This window comes from Collimonas sp. (assembly GCF_035566555.1).
Taxonomy (GTDB): Bacteria; Pseudomonadota; Gammaproteobacteria; order Burkholderiales; family Burkholderiaceae_D; genus Collimonas.
In genome coordinates, this window is sequence record NZ_DATMRB010000191.1 from 1 (window position 1) to 21,410 (window position 21,410).

Consider the following 21,410-nt stretch of genomic DNA (forward strand, 5'->3'; position numbering starts at 1 on the left):
GTGCGCTGGCGGTCAAGATCGGAACGTACGAATTCGCCTGCGCCGGGCGCATATGAGGCCGTGAACACGCCGGAACTCTTGGCCGGCAGCGCCAGCTGGTAAGTCGCCATGCCGTTGCGCGTGGCGATTTCCACTACCTGATCGATGTCCAGCGCTTGTTGTGGCACGTCGTGCGACTGCGGTACTGTCGTTGCTCCCACCGCCCAGGGAACGTTCGCCAGCGGCAGCTCCTGCATCTTCATGTCCGGCATGTCAGCCATGGCGGACATGCCATGCTCATGCGCCGGTGGTGCTTTGGCTACGGCCTTCGGCTGGCTGGAGCCGGCCCAGGTCACCAGGGCTTGGAAGTTCTTGCCCCAGAAGCTGGACCAGGGCAAGCCGCTCAGGATGAAAAACAGCGCACCTATCGCTACCCAGATGCCGGCCACCAGATGCAGTTCGCGCCAGACTGCGCGGCCGCGCAGGCCGAAGCGTGGCAGCAGGGTGCCCCAGACGGCAAACCGTTTGCGCGGCCACCAGAGTGCGATGCCGGTGCCGAGCATGACCAGGGTCCAGCAGGCGGCCAGCTCCATCAGCCAGCCGCCCCAGCGCCCCAGCAGCAGATCGCGATGGATCTGCCGCACCTGCTTCATCAAGCGGTGCTCGACGCTGAGCGTGCCCAGCAGCCGGCCGCTGTACGGATCGAGATAGACGCTGGTGCTGTCGCCCGACGGCAGGCGGAATACCGCTTCCGTGCTGCGTGATGGATCGGCGCTGACCGCGACCGAAGTTGGCACGGCGTCTACGGGCAGGACGCTGGCGGCAATGCCGAGCAGCTTGCCGTAGGCTAGCTTTGACTGCCCGCTGGCGGCGACGCGCAGCATGTCGCCATACAGGAAATTTTCGATCTGCGGCTTGAAGACATAGATGGCGCCGGTGATCGCCAGCACCATCAGGAAGGGCATGACGAACAGGCCGGCATAGAAATGCCAGCGCCACAGGATGCGATAGTTGCGCGAGGCGATGGAACTGCTTTCATCTGGCATCGCCTGGGTAGAAATGGATGGCATGGTTTTCCTTGCTATAAATATTTATTCAGGCTTCTCTGCGGATAACGTGGCGGCTATCCTTGCCAAGAGGTAGGGTGGGCACGCTTTGGTGCCCACGCCGTATCGCTGCTATCCGCGTGGGCACAAAAGCGTGCCCACCCTACAAAATAAGCAGCTTGACTGGTGCAGTGGCTCACAGGCTGACCTTGGCTTCCAGATAGAAGGTACGGCCCGGGTAGGGGTAGTAGACGTAGTAGCGGCGATTGGTCAGGTTGTCGACGCCTATGCCAAGCTCGGTATTCCTGCTCGGCCTGAAGGTCAGCTTGCTGTCGAACACCAGGAAGGAACTGGTGCCGCCGAAGGTGTCCGGGTTGACGTCGGTATTGCTCAGCGTGTTGTACTGGCGGCCGGAATAGCGGCCGGCCAGTGTCGCCGTGGCCTGGTCGCCGATGCGGTAACTGCCCACCAGGTTGGCGCGCCACAAGGGGATGCGGTAAAAATTCTTGCCGACCGTCGCCGGATTCTTGCTGTTCTCCAGGATGATGGAACGGGTAAAGCCGGCGCTGGCGCTGAGGTCCAGGCCGCGCAGCATGACATCCTCGGCGGCATAGCTGAGCTCGATCCCGCGCGAGCGGACACGGTCGATGTTCTGGATGCTGGTCACATTGGGGAATACCGTCGTGTTGGTCTGGCTGAACAAGGTGTTCTTGACGTCGTCTTCAAACAGCGACAGGCGCAGCAGTCCGTTGAAATGCGCCCACTCTGCGCTCAGTTCCTTGGCCAGATCGTTTTCCGGCTTCAGATTGGGATCGTTGTTGACTAGCGTCGAGCCGGTCAGGCTGCCCTGGAACAGTTCGCTGACGGTCGGAAAGCGATAGGCGCGGCCGGCGGAAAAGCGCAGGGTCAGGTCCGGGCTGGCCTTGTAGGCGAGCGCCGCCTTGGGCGACCAGTAGGCCAGGCTGCGGTCGGCGTAGCGCTGACTGGCGCCAGGAACTGCGCGGGCGCCGTCGTAGGCACGCCAGTCTTCGTAGCGCAGGCCGTAAGTCAGCTTCCACAGCTGGCTCAGTTGCCAGGCATCCTGGGCAAACAGCGCCTGCGTTTCGGTCTTGCCGGCAAAGGCGTTATTGAAGCTGCCGTTGTCATTGCCGCGCCAGTTGCTCAAGTTGTAGGTGGTGTTTTCCAGAAAATAATTGTCGTAGTGGTAGCCGATGGTCGGCCAGTGGCTGCCGGCGACCACTGCCGCGGGTTTGTAGTCGGCCGCCAGGTCCAGGGTTTTCCAGCCGGAGCCGTCGCCGAAGGTGGCCACACCGCTCGGATTGCCGGCCAGCCCGCTGTTGGCGGAGCGCGCGATGCTCTTGGAGACATCGAACCAGGACGCGATTGCCGAATAGTTCCAGCCGCTGGCGTTGCGGCTTTTCAGCGTCAGGCCGTATAGCTGGTTCTCGCTTTCGCTGGCTGCCGGAGCGAAGAACGAGTCCGGCAGCTTGTACTGGTAGCCGCCGATATTCACCAGGCCCGAGTAGACCGGATTGCCGTTGGCGTCGCGCAGGAAGGTCTGGGTGCTGTTGCTGACCTTCTGGCGCCAGTAGCCGAAGGTGAAGCCAGCTTGCAGGGTAGGGCTGATGTCGTAGGCAGCCTTGAATTTGAACTGGTCCTGCACCGCGTGCTCGGCGCCTTCGGCGTTGACGCCGAAGATGGTGGCCGGTGCGCCGTTCGGATCGGTATAGGAATACGCGCCGGTCACTGGAATTGCCGTTGGACCGGCGGCCTGCGTCGAACGCGGCTGGCTGGCGTAGACAAACGGCTGGCCAGCATTGCTGAGGTGATCTATGCCTAGCAGGAAGGAGAGGTCGCCGATCTTGTTACCGATCGCCGCAGTGCTCTTGTTGCCGTCGAAATGGCCGTCGACGCCGAACAGATTGAACTGCTGGCTGAATACCTGGGCCTTGAACATCGCTTCCAGCTTGGTCGGCATCTTGGTGGTGATGGCCACCGTTGCGCCCATCGAATTGCCGGGATACAGGGCGGAAAACGGGCCGTAGATCACATCCACCTGGGCGATATCTTCCGGAAACACCATGGACCAGCGCGGCGGAAAGCTGTGCGTATTGCCGAGCAGGTTGCTGAGCAACAGGCCGTCGGCATACACCAGGCCGCGCGCAGTCTGCGAAGTGCCGTTGCCGCGCACCGAAATGGTAGCGTTTTCATCGCCGATGAAGCGCTTGCGGATCGCCATGTTCGGCATGTATTTCAAGGCGTCTTCGGTGTTGACGACGTTCAGGTTTTGCAGCTGCTCGGCAGTGATGCGTTCGCTGCTGGCCGGCAGGTTGGGATCGAGCACCCGCTTTTCGCGGGCGCCGGTGATGAATACTGCCGGCGCCGCGTGCGCATCGTCGTCGGTGGCGGCACGAGCGCTTTGCGCAAAGATGGGTAAGACAAACGACAGCGGCAGCAAAGCGGCCGACAGCGCGCATGAGCGCCGTATGGAAAAGAGCGCCGGCGGCTGGTAGCGGCGCGACGAAGCACTCTCGGTTTGCGTGAGCAAAGCAAGCATAAAATTCCCCTGGACTTCAATAGATGAGCATCCCCGGATTACCGCGGCAATCGGGGATGGGCGGCAGCTCAGCTGCCGGAAAACGGCCGGTCAGGAGAAAGCAGGGGGCGGGTCGAGCGGATGGGTGCGGCCGCGGAACGGCCGTGGCGGGATGTAGTCGTACAGTAGCGGCTGGACGTGCGCTGCCGTGACCGCGGTCGCCAGCAAGATATCGAAGGAGCTCGCCGGCGGCGGACTGTTGGCCAGCAGCGAACAGTAGCCGCAGGCATTCAAGTGGTCGCCGGCCGGCGTCGGCGATTTGCCGTTGCCATCTCCTTGGACCAGCCCGGCCGAGGTGCAGATCTCGTTGTATATCTGGTTATAAGCCTGGATCGCCCCGCTGGCCTTGAGCGACTGCGAAACTGTCGGCATGAGGATGCCCAGCCAGATGGCAAACAGGCAGCTCCAGACAACAATTTTTTGGCGGCGGATGCGGAACACGGATAATTTACGAGAGCTTGCGGGTAGATGCTATGGATAAAGCTTGCCGATTATAGGATGGAGCCGGGAGCAGCACAAGACCGGCTGCCAAGGCGACTTGCCCGCCGCCCTGTGCGCGTTCATGCATTGTCAGCGCGGGCATTGCGCCGGTACTGGCCCGGACCGACAGCGAAGCAGCGCTTGAACACGCGGTTGGAAGCAGCCTCCGATTGATAGCCGACGGCCTCGCCGATGTCAGCCACCGTGCGTTTTCCCTGCGCCAGCCAGACCGCCGCTTGCGCCATGCGCGTCTGCATCAGCAGGGCGGCCGGCGTCATGCCGGCAACCCGTTGGAATACGCGGGCAAAGGTGGCGCGCGACATGTGGCAGGCGCTGGCCATGTCTTGCAGGGTCCACGGTTTTTCCGGCGCCGCCAGCATGCCTTGCAACGCTGCCTGCAAGCGCTGGTCTGCCAGCAGCGCGAATAGCCCCGGCACTGCCTCGGCCTGCTCCAGCCAGGCGCGCAGCACCAGCGCAAACAGGGCGGAGGACAATTGCGCCACCACGGCGCTGGCGCCGGCCCGCTGGCTGTCCGTTTCCTGCCGCAGCATGCCGCTCAGCGCTTGCAGCCCGCTGAAATCCGGGCGGCCGCTGCTGCGCACCAGGACAATATCAGGCAAGGCTAGCAGCAAAGGGTTCGCGCTGTCGGAGTTGAACTCGAACTGGCCGCACAGGATGTCGGTCGGCGCACCGCTGCCGTCGTTGACGACGTTGGCGATCACCTGCGGACCAGGCAAGTGGCGCTGCGGCATGAGGTCGCCGCCGGCACCGGTGTACAGACGGTGTGCGCTGCCCTTTGGAAAAACAACGATATCGCCGGCCGCCAAGGCGATGCCGGTTTGTCCTTCCGCATCCAGCCAGGCTGTGCCGCTCACCACCAGATGATAGGGGGCGATGCCGCTGGCGACGGCGGCATGCTCCAGCACCCAGGGCGCGCCAAAATGGCAGCGCACGTCCAGGGTGGTGCTGAGCGGGTAGAGCGACAGCAGGCGGCTGAGAGCGTCCATGGTCTTTAAGATGAGACGAATAAGCAAATTATATGCATTTTAAAGCATTAATAATTATATCGAGGCGCTCTATACTGGTTTCCATGCCGCCTTGATCCGGGCATGAATTCTCCACCCAGCCGAATAAAGGAAACCATCATGAACCGTCTTTACACCCCGCCAGTAGCCGAAGCCAGCGGCCAAGCTGCAGAATTGTTTGGCGCCATCAAGAGCGCTGCCGGCAAAGTGCCCAATGCCTATGCCACCGTCGGCGGCAACAGTCCGGTGGCGCTGGCGGCAGCGCTAGGCCTGGACGCCACCCTGAAAAAAAGCAGCTTGAATGCGCAAGAGATTGAAGTGATACGGCTGGCGGTGAGCGAAGCCGCGGCTTGCGAGTATTGCCTGGCGGCGCATACCCTGATGGGGAAAAAGAATGGCCTCAGCCGCGCAGCCATCCTCGGTGTGCGCCACGGCCAGCCGTCTGGCGATGCGCGCAACGACGCCCTGGCGAATTTCGCCCGCAGCCTGGTGACGACCCGCGGCACGGTGGCGCCGGAGGTTCTGGCCGCCGTCAGGGAAGCCGCTTTCAGCGATGCCCAGATCGTCGATACGGCGCTGGTGATTGCCGCCATCAGCTTCACCAACCTGGTCAATCGCATCAATGACACGACGCTGGATTTTCCTGCCGCGGATTAACTTGACGACAGCACCCGGCATGACTGCCGGGGCGTCCCGAAAGCCAGGAAAAGGGCAGGCTTGTAGTGGTTTCACGGGCCTGCCTGCCTGTGAAAATAGTACAAGCCGGCCCTGGCTTTTGTGGTAGCGCCGGCCCGGCCGGCAACTCTATAGTCTCCCTGCGTCACAAAGACGCGGCCGGTGCGCCGGTCCATGGTAATCGCCAGCGGCTTGTATTCCGCTGCGGTGCTCAAAAAAACAGAGGAGACAATAGTGATGAATAAACTCGCCTATGCCGGCGCGCTTGCCGGCCTGGTGTTCCTGATGCCGGTCGCGTCCGCGGCCGATTCCTGCAGCGTTCCGCAATTGAAAGTGCTGGCCCAGAAGACCCTGGGCCTCACCACGCTCGAAAAGTCGCTGGCCGACTACCGCAAGGCCAGCGGCACCCAGGTCGACCTGGTGTATTTCGGCGAGAACGACCGGCGCGGCAAGTCGCGCCTGGATGCCTCCACCAAGGCCGGCGCTTACCAGGTCTATTACGTCGACGAAGCCAATGTGGCGGAATTCGCTGCCGCCGGCTGGATCCTGCCCTTGCTGAAGTATTACCCGAAAGAATACGACTACAACGATTTCCTGCCGGGACGCCGTTCCGTGGCGAGCTACAAGGATGTGGCTTATTTTGCACCGCTTTACGGTGGCGGTGACTTCCTCTATTACCGCAAGGACTTGCTGGACAAGGCCCACATCGCGGTGCCGAAGACGCTGGAAGAACTACAGGCCGCCATCAAGAAGCTGAACAATCCGCCGGCGGTCTACGGCTGGGTGGCGCGCGGCCAGCGCGGTTCGGGCATGAACGTGTGGCGCTGGTCGCCGTTCTTCACCGCCATGGGCGGCGAATGGGTCGGCAAGGATGGCAAGGCCGGTTTCAATTCGGCGGCCGGGGTGAAAGCCACGCAGACCTACATGGACCTGCTGAAGTACACGCCGCCCGGCACCGCTACCTACGACTGGAGCAATGCGGTCGAAAGTTTCCGTGCCGGCAAGGTCGCCTTCATGATCGAGTCGACACCGTTCGCCGACTGGATGGAAGACCCGACCAAATCGTCGGTAGTAGGCAAGGTCGGCTATGCACGGCCGCCGGCGCCGCTGTCTTCGGCAGGCTTCGGCCATGGCTTTGCGATTGCGGCCTACGGCAGCAAGGATGAATGCACGCGCCAGGCGGCCGGCAAATTCATCGCCTGGGCCAGCGGCAAGGAACAGGAGCAGGCGCGCCTCAAGGATGGCGTATTCAGCGACTATAACCGCAGCAGCACGATTGGCAGCCCTTACTTCCAGCAGCATGTGCAGCCGGGGATCGTCGCCGGACTGAACGCGATCACTGATACCACCAGGCTGAATATCTGGTCGTCGCCGCTGTGGCCGCAGGTCGGCGACAATCTTGGCGTGGTGCTGGAAGAGCTGTTCACCGGCACCCGCACCGATGTCAAAGCCGCACTGGACGACGCCGCCAAATATACCGACGCCGTCATCGCCCGCGCCGGCCGCCGCAACTAAGCGGAACTCCTGATTGCCAGGCGGCGCCGGTCGAGCGCCGCCTGGCGCAATCTTTCGAGAAGCGACAATGAATAAACGCCACAGTTCTTCCTTGCCTTATGTGTTCCTGCTGCCGCCCATGCTGATCCTGGCCGTGCTGGCGCTGGTGCCGACCATCGGTGCAATATATCTGGCGCTGCGCGATCGCATGCTGCAATACGCCGATAGTCATTTCGTCTGGTTCGAGAATTTTTCCCGGCTGGCGGCGGATCGCCGCTTCCTTAACGCCATCAAGGTGTCGGCACAATGGGAAGCTGTCACCGTGATCGGTACCCTGGTGGTGGGGGTGCTGCTGGCGGTCTGGCTGTTCGAGAAAACCTCGCCGCGCACCCGCAATCTGCTATCGGTGCTGCTGATCATCCCGGTACTGCTGCCGCGGGTGTCGGCGGCTTTCCTGTGGAAATTCATGTTCTCGCCTTTGCTGGGTATCGTCAGCTGGCTGCTGGGTTTTGTCGGCCTGGGCAACATCGCCTTCCTGTCCGACCCCGGCCTGGCGCTGCTGGCTGTAGCGTTTGTCGATATCTGGCAATGGGGCCTGTTCTTTGCCGTCATCGTGCTCAAGCTGCTGGAAACCTTGCCGCCCGAACCGCTGGAGGCGGCGCGCATCGACTACGCCCGCAGCTGGGAAGTGTATGCATTGGTGGCGCTGCCGATGCTGCGGGCGCCGCTGGTCAGCCTGGCGTTGATCAAGATGATCGAGTCGCTGCGTTCTTTCGACCTGATTTATGTGATGACCAAGGGCGGTCCCGGCATCGCCACCGAGACGCTGGACATGTATGCGTATTCGCAGGGCATCGGCTTGTCCGGCGATATCTCCTACGCGTCGGCGATGGCGGTGCTGATGATGGTGCTGACTACAGCGTTGTTCACAATCATCTGGAAGCGAGCGAAAAAATGGCAAGAATAATTGCAGGCATGCCGGCAAGGGCCGAGGTGCAGTTGACAGCGTCCGGCAAAACTGCCGCCCGAGGCAGCCTGGTACGCGGCTTGTCCAAGGCGTTCGGCTGGCTAGGCCTGGCGCTGCTGGTGACGGTAGCCCTGTTCCCGGTGCTGTGGGCGTTGCTCAATTCGCTCAAGGAATTGATGGATATCGTCTCGCCGACGCCGCGCTTCCTGTTCCGGCCGACGCTGGACAACTATCGGCAGGTGCTGCACACGCCAGAAGTGCTGTCCGGCCTGTACAACAGCATCCTGGTGGTGGGCGCGGCAGTGGGGCTGGGGGCCTTGCTCGGTGTGCCCGCCGCTTACGCCATCGCCCGCTACCCGTTCCGTCGCCGTGACGACGTCCAGTTCTTCGTGCTGTCGCTGCGCTTCCTGCCGCCGGTGGCAGTGGCGATTCCGTTGATGGCGATCTGGATAGATCTCGGCGTCTACGACACCCGGTTTTCATTGATAGTGACTTATCTTCTGACCACCTTGTCGACCATCATCTGGCTCTCGATCCCGGCCTTCCAGCGGGTCCCGCGCGAAGTCGAGGAAGCTGCGACCATCGATGGCTATGGACCGTATGCGGTGTTCTGGCGGATTGCCTTGCCGATCGCTTCCAAGACCTTGCTGGGTGGCGTGGTGTTCAGCTTTGTGCTGGTCTGGAACGAACTGATGATGGCGCTGACCCTGACTTCGCAGCAGGCCGCGACCTTGCCGGTGATCGCCGCCACGTTCACCTCGATGGGACAGGAAGTGCCGTGGGGCGTGGTCAACGCTTCCACCGTGCTGCTGGCATTGCCGCCGCTGGTATTCCTCGGTTTGCTGAGCCAGCTGCTCAATTCCATGCTCAAGCATCGCTGAGTTTTGCCCAAGACCAAAAAACGGAGCAGCGCCGTCTCGCTGCGCTAACAAGATAACGGAGTAGATGATGAAAGCCCTGGTTCTCGAAAAACAGCATGACATCCGGTTGCGCGAGATTGACTTGCCGCTGGCCATAGGTCCGCGCGACGTCAAGATCAAGATTCATACGGTCGGCGTCTGCGGCAGCGACGTCCATTACTATCAGCACGGCAATATCGGTTCCTTCGTGGTGCACGAACCGATGGTGCTGGGGCATGAAGCCGCCGGCGTGGTGACCGAAGTCGGCGCCGACGTCAGGCACCTGCAGGTGGGCGACCGCGTCTGCATGGAGCCCGGCGTGCCGGATTTCGAATCGAAGGCGGTCCGGCTCGGCCTCTACAATCTCGATCCGGCCGTGCGCTTCTGGGCTACGCCGCCGATCCACGGCTGCCTGACGCCGTTTGTCTCGCATCCGGCCGCGTTTACTTTCAAGCTGCCGGACAATGTCAGCTTCGCCGAAGGCGCAATCGTCGAACCGCTGGCGATCGGCCTGCAGGCCGCCACCAAGGCCAGGATCAAGCCGGGCGACCTGGCGGTGGTGATGGGCGCCGGCACAATCGGCATGATGACGGCGCTGGCTGCGCTGGCCGGCGGCTGCAGCCGGGTGGTGATCTGCGACCTGGTGCAGGAAAAACTGGACCTGATCCATGCCTATCCCGGCATCACCACGGTCAACTTGCGCCAGCAATCGTTGCTGGAGGTGGTCACCGGCCTGAGCGGTGAATGGGGCGCCGACATCGTGTTTGAAGCCAGCGGCAGCGACAAGGCTTACGATGGCATCTTCGACCTGTTGTGCCCGGGCGGTTGCCTGGTGCTGGTAGGTTTGCCGGCTGACAAGGTGGCGATCGATATCGTGGCGCTCCTGGCCAAGGAAATCCGCATCGAATCGGTGTTCCGCTATGCCAATATCTTCCCGCGCGCGCTGGCCCTGATCGCTTCCGGCAAGATCAATGTCAAGCCTTTCATTTCGCGTTCGTTCAAGTTCGCTGACGGCGTCGCTGCCTTCGATGCGGCCGCCAGCGGCAATCCGCGCGACGTCAAGATCCAGATTGAATTGGAGTAAGCGCCATGGCCAGCATTGTTTGCGACAAGCTAGTAAAGCATTATGAAGGCAATCCGGTAGTCCACGATTTCAGCATGGAGATCGCGGACGCGGAATTCATCGTGCTGCTCGGCCCCTCCGGCTGCGGCAAGTCGACCATCCTGCGCATGATGGCGGGACTGGAGGAAATCAGCGGCGGCGCCTTGCATATCGGCGCCAGGCAAGTGAATGATTTGCCGCCGCGCGAACGCGATATCGCCATGGTGTTCCAGAACTACGCCCTGTATCCGCACATGACGGTGTATGACAACATGGCTTTCGGCCTGCGCCGCCTAAAGACGCCGGAGAGCGAAATCAGCCAGCGGGTCGGGCAAGTGGCGCAGATGCTCAACCTGGAGCCGCTGCTGCAGCGTAAGCCGAAGCAGATGTCGGGCGGCCAGCAGCAGCGGGTGGCGATCGGCCGTGCCATGATCAAGACGCCGGCGGTGTTCTTGTTCGACGAGCCGCTCTCCAACCTGGACGCCAAGCTGCGCGCCCAGCTGCGCGGCGATATCAAGCGCCTGCACCGGCAGCTGGCGACCACCTCGGTGTATGTCACCCACGACCAGCTGGAGGCGATGACGCTGGCCGACCGCATCGTACTCCTGAAAGCGGGGCGGATCGAGCAGGTCGGCAGTCCGGCGGAAATCTACAACCACCCGGTATCCAAGTTTGCCGCCGGCTTTATCGGCACGCCGGCCATGAATTTCATCGATTGCATCGCCAGCAATGCAGATGGGATGACGGTGCTGGACAGTGGTGAAGCCAGGTGGCGTTTGCCGCAATCCTTGTTCGCCATCGGCGACGGCCAATCCGTGGTGCTAGGCGTGCGCCCTAATCACATGTTTACCACCAGCGCCGGCGATCAGCAGATTGAAGTGCTGGGCCAGGTCGACCTGGTGGAGCTGCTGGGAGCTGAATCGCTGGTCAGCATGCTGCATGCCCAGCGCGAAATTACCGCACTGGTGCCGGCCAACCGTTGTCCGCAGGTGGGTGCGCGAGTATGCTTTAATGTCTCGTTGAATGACTTGCATGTGTTCGATGCTGAGACAGGTCGCAGCCTGGTGTTGCGTCATTGACATTTATTTGGCGCCAGGCAACAACAGGAGATGACAGCATGCGCCCGGACCTCGAGCTTATCCAGAAAGTGCAGTACCAGTCGTTCCGCATCTGGTCACATGGCTATCCGCACCAGGTGGCGCGCTGGCATTACCACCCAGAGTACGAGCTGCACTATTTGCGCGAAACCAGCGGCAAGATGTTTGTCGGCGACTATATCGGCGATTGCGAGCCTGGCAACCTGGTGTTCACCGGCCCCAACATCCCGCACAACTGGGTGAGCGAACTGGCGTCCGGCGTCAGCGTGGCGGAGCGAGACCTGGTGCTGCAGTTGGGCGCTGAATTCATGCAGGATTGCATGGCGCTGTTTCCCGAGTTCGGCCAGGTGCAGAATCTGCTCGACGATGCCCGCTTTGGCGTGCAGTTCGGCAAAGAGGCAGAAGGGCGCGCGCATGAAGCCTTGAGCGCCATGCTGGGCGCCAGCGATGCCCGGCGCGTGATCCTGTTCCTGGACTTGCTGGATTATCTGTCGCGTGCGCCGCGCGTGCGGCTGGCCAGTCCCAGCTATGACCCCAGCATTGACCAGCGGCGTAATGCCGTCATCAACCAGGTGCTGGCGTATATCCTAGAAAACTACACCTCCGATCTGCGCGAGGCCGATGTAGCTGAACTTGCGCACATGGCAGGCGCCGCCTTCTCGCGCTTCTTCCGCAAGAGCACCGGCCTGACTTTCATCCAGTATGTCAACCATCTGCGCCTCAATCGTGCCTGCGAGTTGCTGATGAACAGCGCGCTGTCGGTGACGGATATCTGCTACCGGGTCGGGTTTAATAACGTTTCCCATTTCAATCACCAGTTCTTGCAGAAAAAACAAATGTCGCCGTCCAAGTTCCGGGCCTGCCATTTGACGCAAGGCAGCAGCGGGCCGGGCCAGACGGCGGTCCAATAAAAAGAAGGATGCATTCATGTACCTGGGTATCGACCTCGGCACTTCCGAGATCAAGGCCATGCTGGTGGATGGCAATGACAAGCCGCTAGCCAGCAGCGCCGTCAAGCAAACCATCAGCAGACCTTATCCGCTATGGTCGGAACAAAGCCCTGAAAACTGGTGGCAAGCCACCTGTGAAGCGCTGGACCAATTGCGGATACTGGCGCCGCAAGCATTTGCCGCAGTGCGCGCGATCGGCATCTCGGGCCAGATGCATGGCGCGGTCCTGCTGGATGCGCGCCGCCGCGTGCTGCGGCCGGCGATACTCTGGAATGACAGCCGTGCCTTCGCCGAATGCATCGAACTGGAGGCGCTGGTGCCGGAATCGCGCCAGATCACCGGCAACCTGGCGATGCCGGGTTTCACGGCGCCGAAGCTGCTGTGGCTGCAGAAACACGAACCGGCGGTGTTCCGTAGCCTCTTTAAGGTATTGCTGCCCAAGGACTATCTGGTCTTTCGGCTCACAGGAGAACTCGTGTCCGACATGTCGGATGCCGCCGGCACGCTGTGGCTGGACGTCGCCCGGCGCGACTGGTCGGAGCGCATGCTGGCCGCTACCGGCCTGAGGCGCGAGCAGATGCCAGCCTTGATCGAGGGTTGCGAGGTGGCCGGCCAGCTCAAGGAAGACCTGGGCCGCCAGTGGGGTTTCAAAGGACCTGTGCTGGTCGCCGGCGGTGCCGGCGACAATGCTGCTTCGGCGGTTGGAGTAGGAGCGGTCAGTCCGGGCAGCGCCTTGGTGTCGCTCGGCAGCTCGGGCGTGATATTCGTCTCGAACGATCATTTTTCGCCGAATCCGGCGCAGGCGGTACACGCTTTCTGCCACGCCTTGCCGCAGCGCTGGTGTCAAATGAGTGTGACACTGGCGGCCACCACCAGCTTGTCATGGGCCACCCGCCTGACCGGACACGGCAGCGAAGCGGCGTTTGCCCGGCTGGCGGAAGATGCCGTGATCGAAACGGCGCCTGTTTTCCTGCCTTATCTGAATGGCGAACGGACGCCGCACAACAATGCGCAGGCTACGGGTATGTTCCACGGCCTGACCTCGCATACCGATGCTGCTGCAATTGCCTATAGCGTGATGGAGGGCGTGGCGTTCTCGCTCGCGGATGGCTACGCTGCGCTGGGCGCGGCCGGCACCCGCATCAACCAGGCTGCCTTCGTCGGCGGCGGCGCCCGCAGCCGTTTCTGGGGCGAGCTGGTCGCTTCGTCCTGCGGCTTCGCGTTGCAGCGGCCCGTGGGCGGCGATCTCGGCGGCGCCTTTGGCGCGGCCAGGCTGGCGCGCATGGCCGCTACCGGCGAAGCGGCGGAGGCGGTGTGCGGCAGCTTGCCGGGTGATGAGCTGATCCTGCCGTCCGCCAAGTTGGCGGCGCGTCTCAAGCCACGTTATGAACGCTACCAGCGGCTCTACCAGGCCACCAATGAGGCTGCACTGCGGTAGCCAGCGATTTGAATGCGGGGTCATTGGCGGCCGCCGCGGCCCGCTGTGCGAGCCGTTCCAGTTGCCCCCTGTGCCTGGCCTCGGCCAACTGACCAAGAATGTCACCTGCCTGACCCTCTTGGTCAGCGCGGCAACAGGCATCATGCACAAAATATCCTCCTAGCCGCGCTTGACGGCTATTGTGCGCGCAGGTAACGCACTGTTTCCCTGTTTTGCTGTGGTGGCACGATGTTTGCGATACATCGGCAAATCCGTGAGCAGGCTTCATTCCGTAGCCTGCAGTACGGCGCGGGCCATGGCTTGCGCATCTACAGCAAAGATCAAGACAATGTTTTCAAAAATGCCTTTCCCGGCGTTGTCCCGCCGGATTCCTGCACGCGCGCTGCCCTTGCTGCTGTCCCTGCCTCTGCTGCTTGCGGCCTGCGGCGGCGGCTCATCCGATTCTTCCTCCGGCTCGAAACCTCCTTCGACTGCCGCGCCGGCTGTCCCTCCTGGCGCGCCGGCGACGTCGCCGCCCAGCACCGTAACGCCACCGGCGTCGGTGCCCGTCGCCGATTTCAACGTCACAACGCAAGTGATCGCCACTGGCGCCACGAGCAAGGTCTTCGGCCTCAAGGCCAATTTCTTCAATGACGGCCTGATTCCGCCGAGCCCGATGTCGAACTACGGCTTTCCCAATCCGATCATCCCGGTGCTGAATGCGGACGGCAGCCTGGATGTGGCCTGGCTGGATTATTCCGGTGCGACGCAATCGTCGGTATCCGGCCTGGGAACGCCCGGCACGATCAGCATCACCCACGTCAATCCTGACCTGAGCGCTGGCGCCACCACGGCAACCAGCCTGCGCTCATACAAGCTGCTAGGTTTTGCCAAGGATGCCAGCGGCGCCTTCTATGTCGCCTATAACGTCGACCATCCCTACCGCAATACGGTCGCGGGCGACGTCAACAACGTCAATGGCAACGAACTGCATATCGCCAAGGCGTCCAGCGCCAGTTTTGCGGCGAAGGCCTGGGATACCCTGGTGTTCGGCAACCAGGACAACAGCAAGGACAAGAGCAAGGGCAATCCCGGCACGGCAGGGGGCGGCCTCTTGAGCTACGACGCGGTGAACCAGAAGCTGGTGCTGTATGTAGCGCACCAGATGGCGTGGGGCGATAACGGCACGCGTCACCAGGCCGGCTATTTCCGCTACGTCGATGCCGTTACCGGCAACGTCGTGGCGCCCGCCGGCAATGCGATGAACATGGGGTCGGCCTGGTTCTATTCGCACAATTTCAACCAGCGCCTTTTGATCGACAACGGTACCGCTTACACGCTGGCGCATGGCGACGCCTACCCGCGTCAGCTGGGCTTGTCGGCGCGTACTTTGGCTACATATCTGGGCAACGACAGCACGGTTTTCGACAAGCCATACCAAGCCATCGACGGCAGCGAGGGCGACAACACCACCAACGCCGAGACCGGCCAGTTCATCAAGCTGAGCAGCGGTGATTTTGCGATTGTGCACGCGACCTCGCAAGGCCGTGCAGCGCGCGACGTGCGCATCAGCCTGGTCAGCGGCACCGACGGCAGCGTGCGTTCCAGCGCCTGGCTGACCAGCAATGCCGCCAACACGCAAGCCATCATGCCCAAGCTGGAAGCTTACGGCAGCGGTTTTGTGGTGTCCTACGGCTTGTGGAATTCGAGCAATCGCACCAACCGTGCGATCGAGTGGCATTTCATGCAGCTCGACGCCAGCCTGAATCCGCTGCTGCTGTCGAATCCTGTGGCCGGCATCGAATTCGTCGCCGATTTGCCGCTGCTGCGCTTTACTGCAGGTCCGAACGCCGGCCGCGTGGGCTGGGTTTCCGGCAATGACAGCGGAACCTTGAGCGTGAACCTGGCGCCCGCTGCGCACTAAGCAGAAAGCATGGGGCAGGGCGGCGCAAGCCGCGCTGCTCTACTTGGCCGCCGGAGCCGTTGCAGTCATGCCGTCACAAGCAGCGGCGTTCAGTTATAGGTGTACTGCGGCTCCGGCATCGCAGTCAGCTGCTGCAGCGAAGCGATCAGGTCGGCAAAGCGCTGTCCCTGCACCGTGACGTGCTGGCGCAGCAGGTCGGCGGTCTGGTCGCTGTTGCCGGCGATGATGGCTTGCACCACGCCGTCGTGCTCCTGATAGGAGACGTTGAGGCGGTCGCGTACCCGCAGCTGCAGCCGCCGGTACGGCCGCAGGCGCCGTTGCAGCGAACGCGCCTGGGTCACCAGGAAAGCATTGTGGCTGCCTTCATAGATGGCGTCATGGAAGGCTTCATTCTTGTAGAAATAGCTGTCCGGGTCGTGCGCATCGCGCGCTTCCATGCATGCCTGGTGCGCCGCCAGCAGGTGCGCATGCTCCTCGCTGGACATGCGGCGCGCCGCCAGGCGCCCGCACATCGCTTCCAGTTCCGCCATCACTTCAAACATTTCTATCAGCTGGCGCGGGCCGATTTCGGCCACCACCGTGCCGCGTCGCGGCCGTGTCACCACGATGCCCATGGAGGCCAGCTGGATCAAGGCTTCGCGCACCGGCGTGCGGGACACGCCGAACTTGATAGCCAGGTCGGTTTCATCAAGATGCTGGCCCGGGCGAAACTCACCAACCGCGATCATCTCCTCGATGGTTTCGCGTAGCGATTCCGAGCGATTTTTTGTCGTGAGCATAATTTGGCCGTTTCTGGGATAAAGGCCCCGTCAGGGAGTAAGTTGAACATTTGTGCTGGCCGTAGCTGGCGCGCTGCGGCGTTGCCCGCCGCTTGCAGTGCTCGCACTGCGGCGCGACGGGCGCCTTGCATCGCATCCAGCTACGGCCGCCCAAATGCCCAACTTACTCCCTAACGGTTCCGTGTATTCGAGATTTGATTGTAAGGCGTATTTATTCGTTGACATACAAATGTTTTATGGAATATTGTGTATACAAGGAATTGTAATAAGAATACATAGCATCTATCTTCAGCAATAATCGCATGAAAAGTAGCTAAAATTGTATCGATAGTTTTTCCACTAGAGGAGAGGGGATATGTCTTCAGTCAGCAGAAGGACGGTGCTGGGCGCGCTTGCGAGCACACCGTTCTGGTCCATGTCGTCAGTCTGGGCGCAATCCAGCGCCCTTAAGATTTCCCACCAGTTCCCCGGCGGCAGCATAAGCGAAGGCGACTTCCGCGACCGCCTGACCCGCATGTTTGCCGCAGAAGTCAGCAAACGCACCAACGGCAGCCTGAAATTCGAGATTTATCCGGGCTCTTCGCTGATGAAGACCAACTCCCAGTTCTCCGCGCTGCGCAAGGGCGCGCTGGATTTTTCACTGGTGCCGCTCAATTATGCCGGCGGCGAGGTGCCGGAAGTCAACATCGGCCTGATGCCTGGCCTAGTGACGTCGTACGAGCAGGGCGCAGCCTGGAAGAATGCAGAAGTCGGCAAGGAATTGTCGCGCATCCTGCTGGAAAAGGGTGTGATCATCGTCAGCTGGATCTGGCAGGCCGGCGGCGTTGCGTCACGCACCAAGCCGATTGTCGATCCCTCCGACGTCAAGGGCCTGAAGGTGCGCGGCGGTTCGCGCGAGATGGATATGATCCTGAAAGAGGCCGGCGCCGCCGTGGTGACGCTGCCGTCCAATGAAATCTATGCAGCGATGCAGACCGGCGCGATGGACGCCGCCATGACATCCTCGACTTCGCTGATTTCCTTCCGCCTGGAAGAAGTCTCGAAGAGCCTGACCAGCGGCCGCGACAAGGCTTACTGGTACATGCTGGAGCCGCTGATGATTTCCAAGGCGACCTTCGATCGCCTGACCAAAGAACAGCAGGCGGCGGTGATGGCGGTTGGCGCCGACATGGAGAAATTTGCCGAGAGCGCGGCACGGCTCGACGATTCCGGCGTCGCCGCGGTGTATATGAAGGCCGGCGCCAAGGTGGTCGACCTGAACGCCGCCACCGTCAAGAAGTGGCAAGACATTGCGCGCAACACCGCCTGGAAAGACTACGCAGCAAGGAACGAGAATTCCGCCAAGCTGCTGAAACTGGCTGAGAAACTGCTATGAGCCACGGCTTCGATACGAAGCCGACCGCTGGAGAACTGCCTGCCACGCCGGATAATCCGGTAGTGGCCGTCTTGGCCGGCGTACTTGACCGCTTCAACAAACTTGCCCTTTACCTGTCGATGGTAGCGCTAATGCTGACTGCGCTGATCATGACTTATTCAGTAGTGGCGCGCTATTTCTTCCATACGCCGACCGACTGGCAGGACGACGCCACTGTCTTCATGCTGGTCGGCGTGATCTTCCTGTGTGCCGGTTATGCGCAGTCGTATCGCGGCCATATCGGCATCGAAGCGCTGTCCTCGATCTTGCCAGCCTCGGTGAATGCCGTGCGCCTGCTGCTGGTCGATGTGGTGTCTTTCCTGTTCTGCGCTTTCTTTTCGTGGAAGTCGTGGGCGCTGTTCCATGAAGCCTGGTCCGAAGGCCAGACCACCTCGTCCACATTCGCGCCGCCGCTGTGGATTCCCTATTCCTTGATGGCGCTCGGCATGACCGTGCTGACTTTGCAGATCCTGCTGCAGGTGCTGACGCGCCTGACCGAACGCAGGCCTGCCGCCAACCAACAAACTGTCACGGGAGTGCAATGAGTCCGCTTGCCCTTGGTGCCCTGTATGGCATCGTCACGATCGTCGTGATGTGTTCCGGCATGCCGATTGCCTTTGCGCTCGGCGTGGTCGCGACCGGTTTCATGTACTTCTTCATGCCGGCGTCTTCGCTGGATACGGTCACACAGAACGTCTACGAGGAAATCGCCTCGGTTACCTTGCTGTCGATTCCGCTGTTCATCCTGAAAGGGGCGGCCATCGGCAAATCGCCAGCCGGGCGCGACCTGTATTCGGCGATCCACGCCTGGCTGAGCCGGGTTCCGGGCGGGCTCGGCATCGCCAACGTCTTTGCCTGTGCACTGTTCGCTGCGATGGCGGGTTCTTCGCCGGCGACCTGTTCCGCGATCGGTTCCGCCGGCATTCCAGAGATGCGCCGGCGCGGCTATTCGCCTGGCTTTGCTGCCGGCATCATCGCCGCCGGCGGCACCCTGGGCATCCTGCTGCCGCCGTCGATCACCATGATCCTGTATGCGGTGGCGTCGGAACAATCGCTGGGCCGGTTGTTCCTGGCCGGTATCGGCCCCGGCATCCTGCTGGTGTTCATGTTCGCCGGGTACGCTGTCTACCGCGCCCGCAAGGAATATCGCCTGGCGCACGAGATCTACCGCCAGGGCGGCGTCAAATCGGCCTACCTGGACGACGAGCATTTCACCTTTGCGCAAAAGATCGAGATGCTGCCGCGCGTGCTGCCGTTCCTGGTCCTGCTGATCGGCGTCATGATTGCGCTCTACGGCGGCTTCGCCACGCCATCCGAGACCGCGGGCCTCGGCGCCTTGCTCGCGATCGTGCTGATCGCCGTGGTGTACCGCATGTGGCGCCCGCGCGACCTGATGCCGTTCCTGAATTCGACCATCAAGGAATCCTGCATGCTGCTGCTGATCATCGGCATGTCGCTGCTGTATTCGTATGTGATGAGCTACCTGCACATCAGCCAGTCGGCGGCGCAATGGGTGGTTGCCCTGCATCTGTCGAAATGGCTGCTGCTGGCGGTGATCCTGCTGATGGTGATCGTGCTCGGCTTCTTCCTGCCGCCGGTGTCGATCATCCTGATGACCGCGCCGATCATCCTGCCGCCGCTGCGCGAAGCCGGCTTCGACCTGATCTGGTTCGGCGTGGTGATGACGGTGGTGATGGAAATGGGCCTGATCCATCCGCCCGTGGGCCTGAACCTGTTCGTGATCAAGAACATCGCGCCCGACATCCCGCTCGGCGATGTCATTAAAGGAACGCTGCCGTTCCTGCTGCTGATGTTTGCGGCGATCATCCTGCTGTGCCTGTTTCCGGGCATCGTCACCGGCTTGCCGGATATCTTGATGGGAGCCAGATAACATGGAAGGCCGCCGCTGGGACCTGCGCAATACCAATCGCCAACAGCGCCTGCAGCGCGCGGCCGAGACGCTCGGCAGCGGCTGCCAGGGCAAAGTGGTGGAAACCGGGCGCATCCAGGACCTGCTGTACAGCGTGCTGGAAAGCGGCGATAAAGTCTGCCTGGAAGGGAATAACCAGAAGCAGGCCGACTTCCTCGCCAAGGCGCTGGCCAAGCTGGATCCGGCGCGCGTCAGCGGCTTGCACATGCTGCTGTCGGTGCTGGCCTTGCCGGAGCATCTGGATATTTTCGAGAGCGGCGTCGCCGCACGCCTGGATTTTTCCTTTTCCGGCCCGCAGGCAGGGCGCCTGGCTGGGCTGGTCGCGGCCGGCAAGCTGAATATCGGCGCGATCCACACCTATCTTGAATTGTTCGGCCGCTACTTCGTTGACCTGACGCCGCGCGTGGCGCTGGTGGCGGCGCAGGCAGCGGACCGTCACGGCAACCTGTACACAGGGCCGAATACCGAGGACACCCCGGCGATCGTCGAAGCCACAGCCTTCAGCGGCGGCATCGTGATCGCCCAGGTCAATGAAATCGTCGATGTCTTGCCGCGGGTCGATATCCCGGCGGACTGGGTCGGTTTCGTGGTGCAGGCGCCGACGCCGCACTATATCGAGCCGCTCTTCACGCGCGATCCGGCGCAGATTTCCGACATCCAGGTGCTGATGGCGATGATGGCGATCAAGGGCATCTACGCCGAGTATGAAATCCAGCGCCTCAACCACGGCATCGGCTTTGATACCGCAGCGATCGAGCTGCTGCTGCCGACCTATGCCGCCTCGCTGGGCCTGAAGGGCAAGATCTGCCAGCACTGGGCGCTCAATCCGCACCCGGCGCTGATCCCGGCGATCGAGGCCGGCTTTGTCGAATCGATCCATTCCTTCGGCTCCGAGCTCGGCATGGAAGACTACATCCGGGCCCGCTCCGACATATTTTTCGTCGGCGCCGACGGCTCGATGCGCAGCAACCGCGCCTTCAGCCAGATGGCCGGCCACTATGCCTGCGACATGTTCATCGGTTCCACCTTGCAGATCGATTTGCAGGGCAATTCGTCGACCGCGACGGCCGGCCGCATCGCCGGTTTCGGCGGCGCCCCGAACATGGGCGCCGATGCGCGTGGGCGGCGTCATGTCAGCCCGGCCTGGCTGAAAGCCGGCAAGCAGGCGCGCGACGGCAGGAACCTGATCCCGCGCGGGCAAAAACTGGTGGTGCAGATGGTCGAGACCTTCCGCGAACACATGCAGCCGGCCTTCGTCGACAAGCTGGATGCCTGGGAACTGGCCGAACAGGCCGGCATGGCGATCCCGCCGGTGATGATCTACGGCGAAGACGTCAGCCATATACTGACCGAAGAAGGGCTGGCCAACCTGCTGCTATGCCGTAGCGACGAAGAACGCGAGCAAGCCGTGCGCGGCGTCGCCGGCTATACCGCCATCGGCCTGGGGCGCGACAAGCGCATGGTCGAGAACCTGCGCGACCGCGGCATCATCCGGCGTCCGGAAGACCTCGGCATCGACAAGCGGCTGGCCACGCGCGACCTGCTGGCGGCCAAGAACATGAAAGACCTGGTGCGCGCGTCGGGCGGCTTGTACCAGCCGCCGAAGCGTTTCAGGAACTGGTGAAGCGAACCGCGG

Annotated in this window: 18 protein-coding genes; 13 read left to right on the forward strand and 5 right to left on the reverse strand. The window is 62.1% G+C overall.

The features are described from left to right. The 4 genes from VNZ65_RS23860 to VNZ65_RS23875 form a co-directional block, all read right to left on the reverse strand. Window positions 1–1,049: PepSY domain-containing protein (locus tag VNZ65_RS23860; RefSeq protein WP_325673531.1), on the reverse strand; the 1,049-nt coding region annotated here is incomplete at its 3' end. 172 nt (window positions 1,050–1,221) lie between these two features. After that, on the reverse strand, window positions 1,222–3,582 hold the full coding sequence (locus VNZ65_RS23865; RefSeq protein WP_325673533.1) for a TonB-dependent receptor: 2,361 nt from the start codon (window positions 3,580–3,582) through the stop codon (window positions 1,222–1,224). 90 nt (window positions 3,583–3,672) lie between these two features. Beyond that, entirely contained in the window at window positions 3,673–4,062 is a 390-nt protein-coding gene (locus VNZ65_RS23870) for a DUF2946 domain-containing protein (RefSeq protein ID WP_325673535.1), read from the reverse strand. 119 nt (window positions 4,063–4,181) lie between these two features. After that, complete coding sequence (locus tag VNZ65_RS23875) at window positions 4,182–5,108, reverse strand: AraC family transcriptional regulator (protein ID WP_325673537.1); 927 nt, start codon at window positions 5,106–5,108, stop codon at window positions 4,182–4,184. Between the two features lie 138 nt (window positions 5,109–5,246). Here VNZ65_RS23875 and VNZ65_RS23880 point away from each other — a divergent pair, with 138 nt between their 5' ends. The 9 genes from VNZ65_RS23880 (at window position 5,247) to VNZ65_RS23920 (ending at window position 15,651) form a co-directional block, all read left to right on the forward strand. Next, on the forward strand, window positions 5,247–5,783 hold the full coding sequence (locus tag VNZ65_RS23880; RefSeq protein ID WP_325673539.1) for a carboxymuconolactone decarboxylase family protein: 537 nt from the start codon (window positions 5,247–5,249) through the stop codon (window positions 5,781–5,783). Between the two features lie 255 nt (window positions 5,784–6,038). Then, entirely contained in the window at window positions 6,039–7,316 is a 1,278-nt protein-coding gene (locus VNZ65_RS23885; protein WP_325673541.1) for a sugar ABC transporter substrate-binding protein, read from the forward strand. Between the two features lie 67 nt (window positions 7,317–7,383). Next, window positions 7,384–8,262 carry a sugar ABC transporter permease gene (locus VNZ65_RS23890; RefSeq protein WP_325673543.1) on the forward strand — a complete coding sequence of 293 codons (879 nt, stop codon included), beginning with the start codon at window positions 7,384–7,386 and terminating at the stop codon, window positions 8,260–8,262. Beyond that, window positions 8,250–9,143, forward strand: coding sequence for a carbohydrate ABC transporter permease (locus VNZ65_RS23895; protein WP_325673545.1), 894 nt, complete (start codon window positions 8,250–8,252; stop codon window positions 9,141–9,143). Before VNZ65_RS23890 ends, VNZ65_RS23895 begins: the two co-directional genes overlap by 13 nt. Before the next feature lie 67 nt (window positions 9,144–9,210). Then, window positions 9,211–10,245 carry an NAD(P)-dependent alcohol dehydrogenase gene (locus tag VNZ65_RS23900; protein WP_325673591.1) on the forward strand — a complete coding sequence of 345 codons (1,035 nt, stop codon included), beginning with the start codon at window positions 9,211–9,213 and terminating at the stop codon, window positions 10,243–10,245. Window positions 10,246–10,250: 5 nt separating this feature from the next. Then, complete coding sequence (locus VNZ65_RS23905; RefSeq protein WP_325673547.1) at window positions 10,251–11,342, forward strand: sn-glycerol-3-phosphate ABC transporter ATP-binding protein UgpC; 1,092 nt, start codon at window positions 10,251–10,253, stop codon at window positions 11,340–11,342. Window positions 11,343–11,380: 38 nt separating this feature from the next. Next, window positions 11,381–12,271, forward strand: a complete 891-nt coding sequence (locus tag VNZ65_RS23910) for an AraC family transcriptional regulator (RefSeq protein ID WP_325673549.1) — start codon at window positions 11,381–11,383, stop codon at window positions 12,269–12,271. 16 nt (window positions 12,272–12,287) lie between these two features. After that, entirely contained in the window at window positions 12,288–13,748 is a 1,461-nt protein-coding gene (gene xylB, locus VNZ65_RS23915) for a xylulokinase (RefSeq protein ID WP_325673551.1), read from the forward strand. A gap of 328 nt (window positions 13,749–14,076) precedes the next feature. Further along, window positions 14,077–15,651: a hypothetical protein gene (locus tag VNZ65_RS23920; protein ID WP_325673553.1), complete on the forward strand. Its 1,575-nt coding sequence runs from the start codon at window positions 14,077–14,079 to the stop codon at window positions 15,649–15,651. A gap of 89 nt (window positions 15,652–15,740) precedes the next feature. On the opposite strand, the gene VNZ65_RS23925 is transcribed toward VNZ65_RS23920, so the two are convergent. Continuing rightward, window positions 15,741–16,430 carry a GntR family transcriptional regulator gene (locus tag VNZ65_RS23925; RefSeq protein ID WP_061939857.1) on the reverse strand — a complete coding sequence of 230 codons (690 nt, stop codon included), beginning with the start codon at window positions 16,428–16,430 and terminating at the stop codon, window positions 15,741–15,743. A 355-nt stretch (window positions 16,431–16,785) separates the two neighbouring features. Here VNZ65_RS23925 and dctP point away from each other — a divergent pair, with 355 nt between their 5' ends. Genes dctP through mdcA form a run of 4 tightly spaced genes read left to right on the forward strand, consistent with a single transcriptional unit; the run spans window position 16,786 to window position 21,398 of the window. Further along, on the forward strand, window positions 16,786–17,805 hold the full coding sequence (gene dctP / locus VNZ65_RS23930) for a TRAP transporter substrate-binding protein DctP (protein WP_325673556.1): 1,020 nt from the start codon (window positions 16,786–16,788) through the stop codon (window positions 17,803–17,805). Then, window positions 17,802–18,389, forward strand: a complete 588-nt coding sequence (locus VNZ65_RS23935; RefSeq protein ID WP_325673558.1) for a TRAP transporter small permease — start codon at window positions 17,802–17,804, stop codon at window positions 18,387–18,389. Before dctP ends, VNZ65_RS23935 begins: the two co-directional genes overlap by 4 nt. Continuing rightward, window positions 18,386–19,735, forward strand: a complete 1,350-nt coding sequence (locus VNZ65_RS23940) for a TRAP transporter large permease (protein WP_325673560.1) — start codon at window positions 18,386–18,388, stop codon at window positions 19,733–19,735. The genes VNZ65_RS23935 and VNZ65_RS23940 overlap by 4 nt, the downstream gene beginning before the upstream one ends. A gap of 1 nt (window position 19,736) precedes the next feature. Then, window positions 19,737–21,398 (forward strand): malonate decarboxylase subunit alpha, encoded by a 1,662-nt coding sequence (gene mdcA, locus VNZ65_RS23945; RefSeq protein ID WP_325673562.1) that lies wholly within the window; start codon window positions 19,737–19,739, stop codon window positions 21,396–21,398. The last annotated feature ends 12 nt before the right edge of the window (window positions 21,399–21,410 follow it).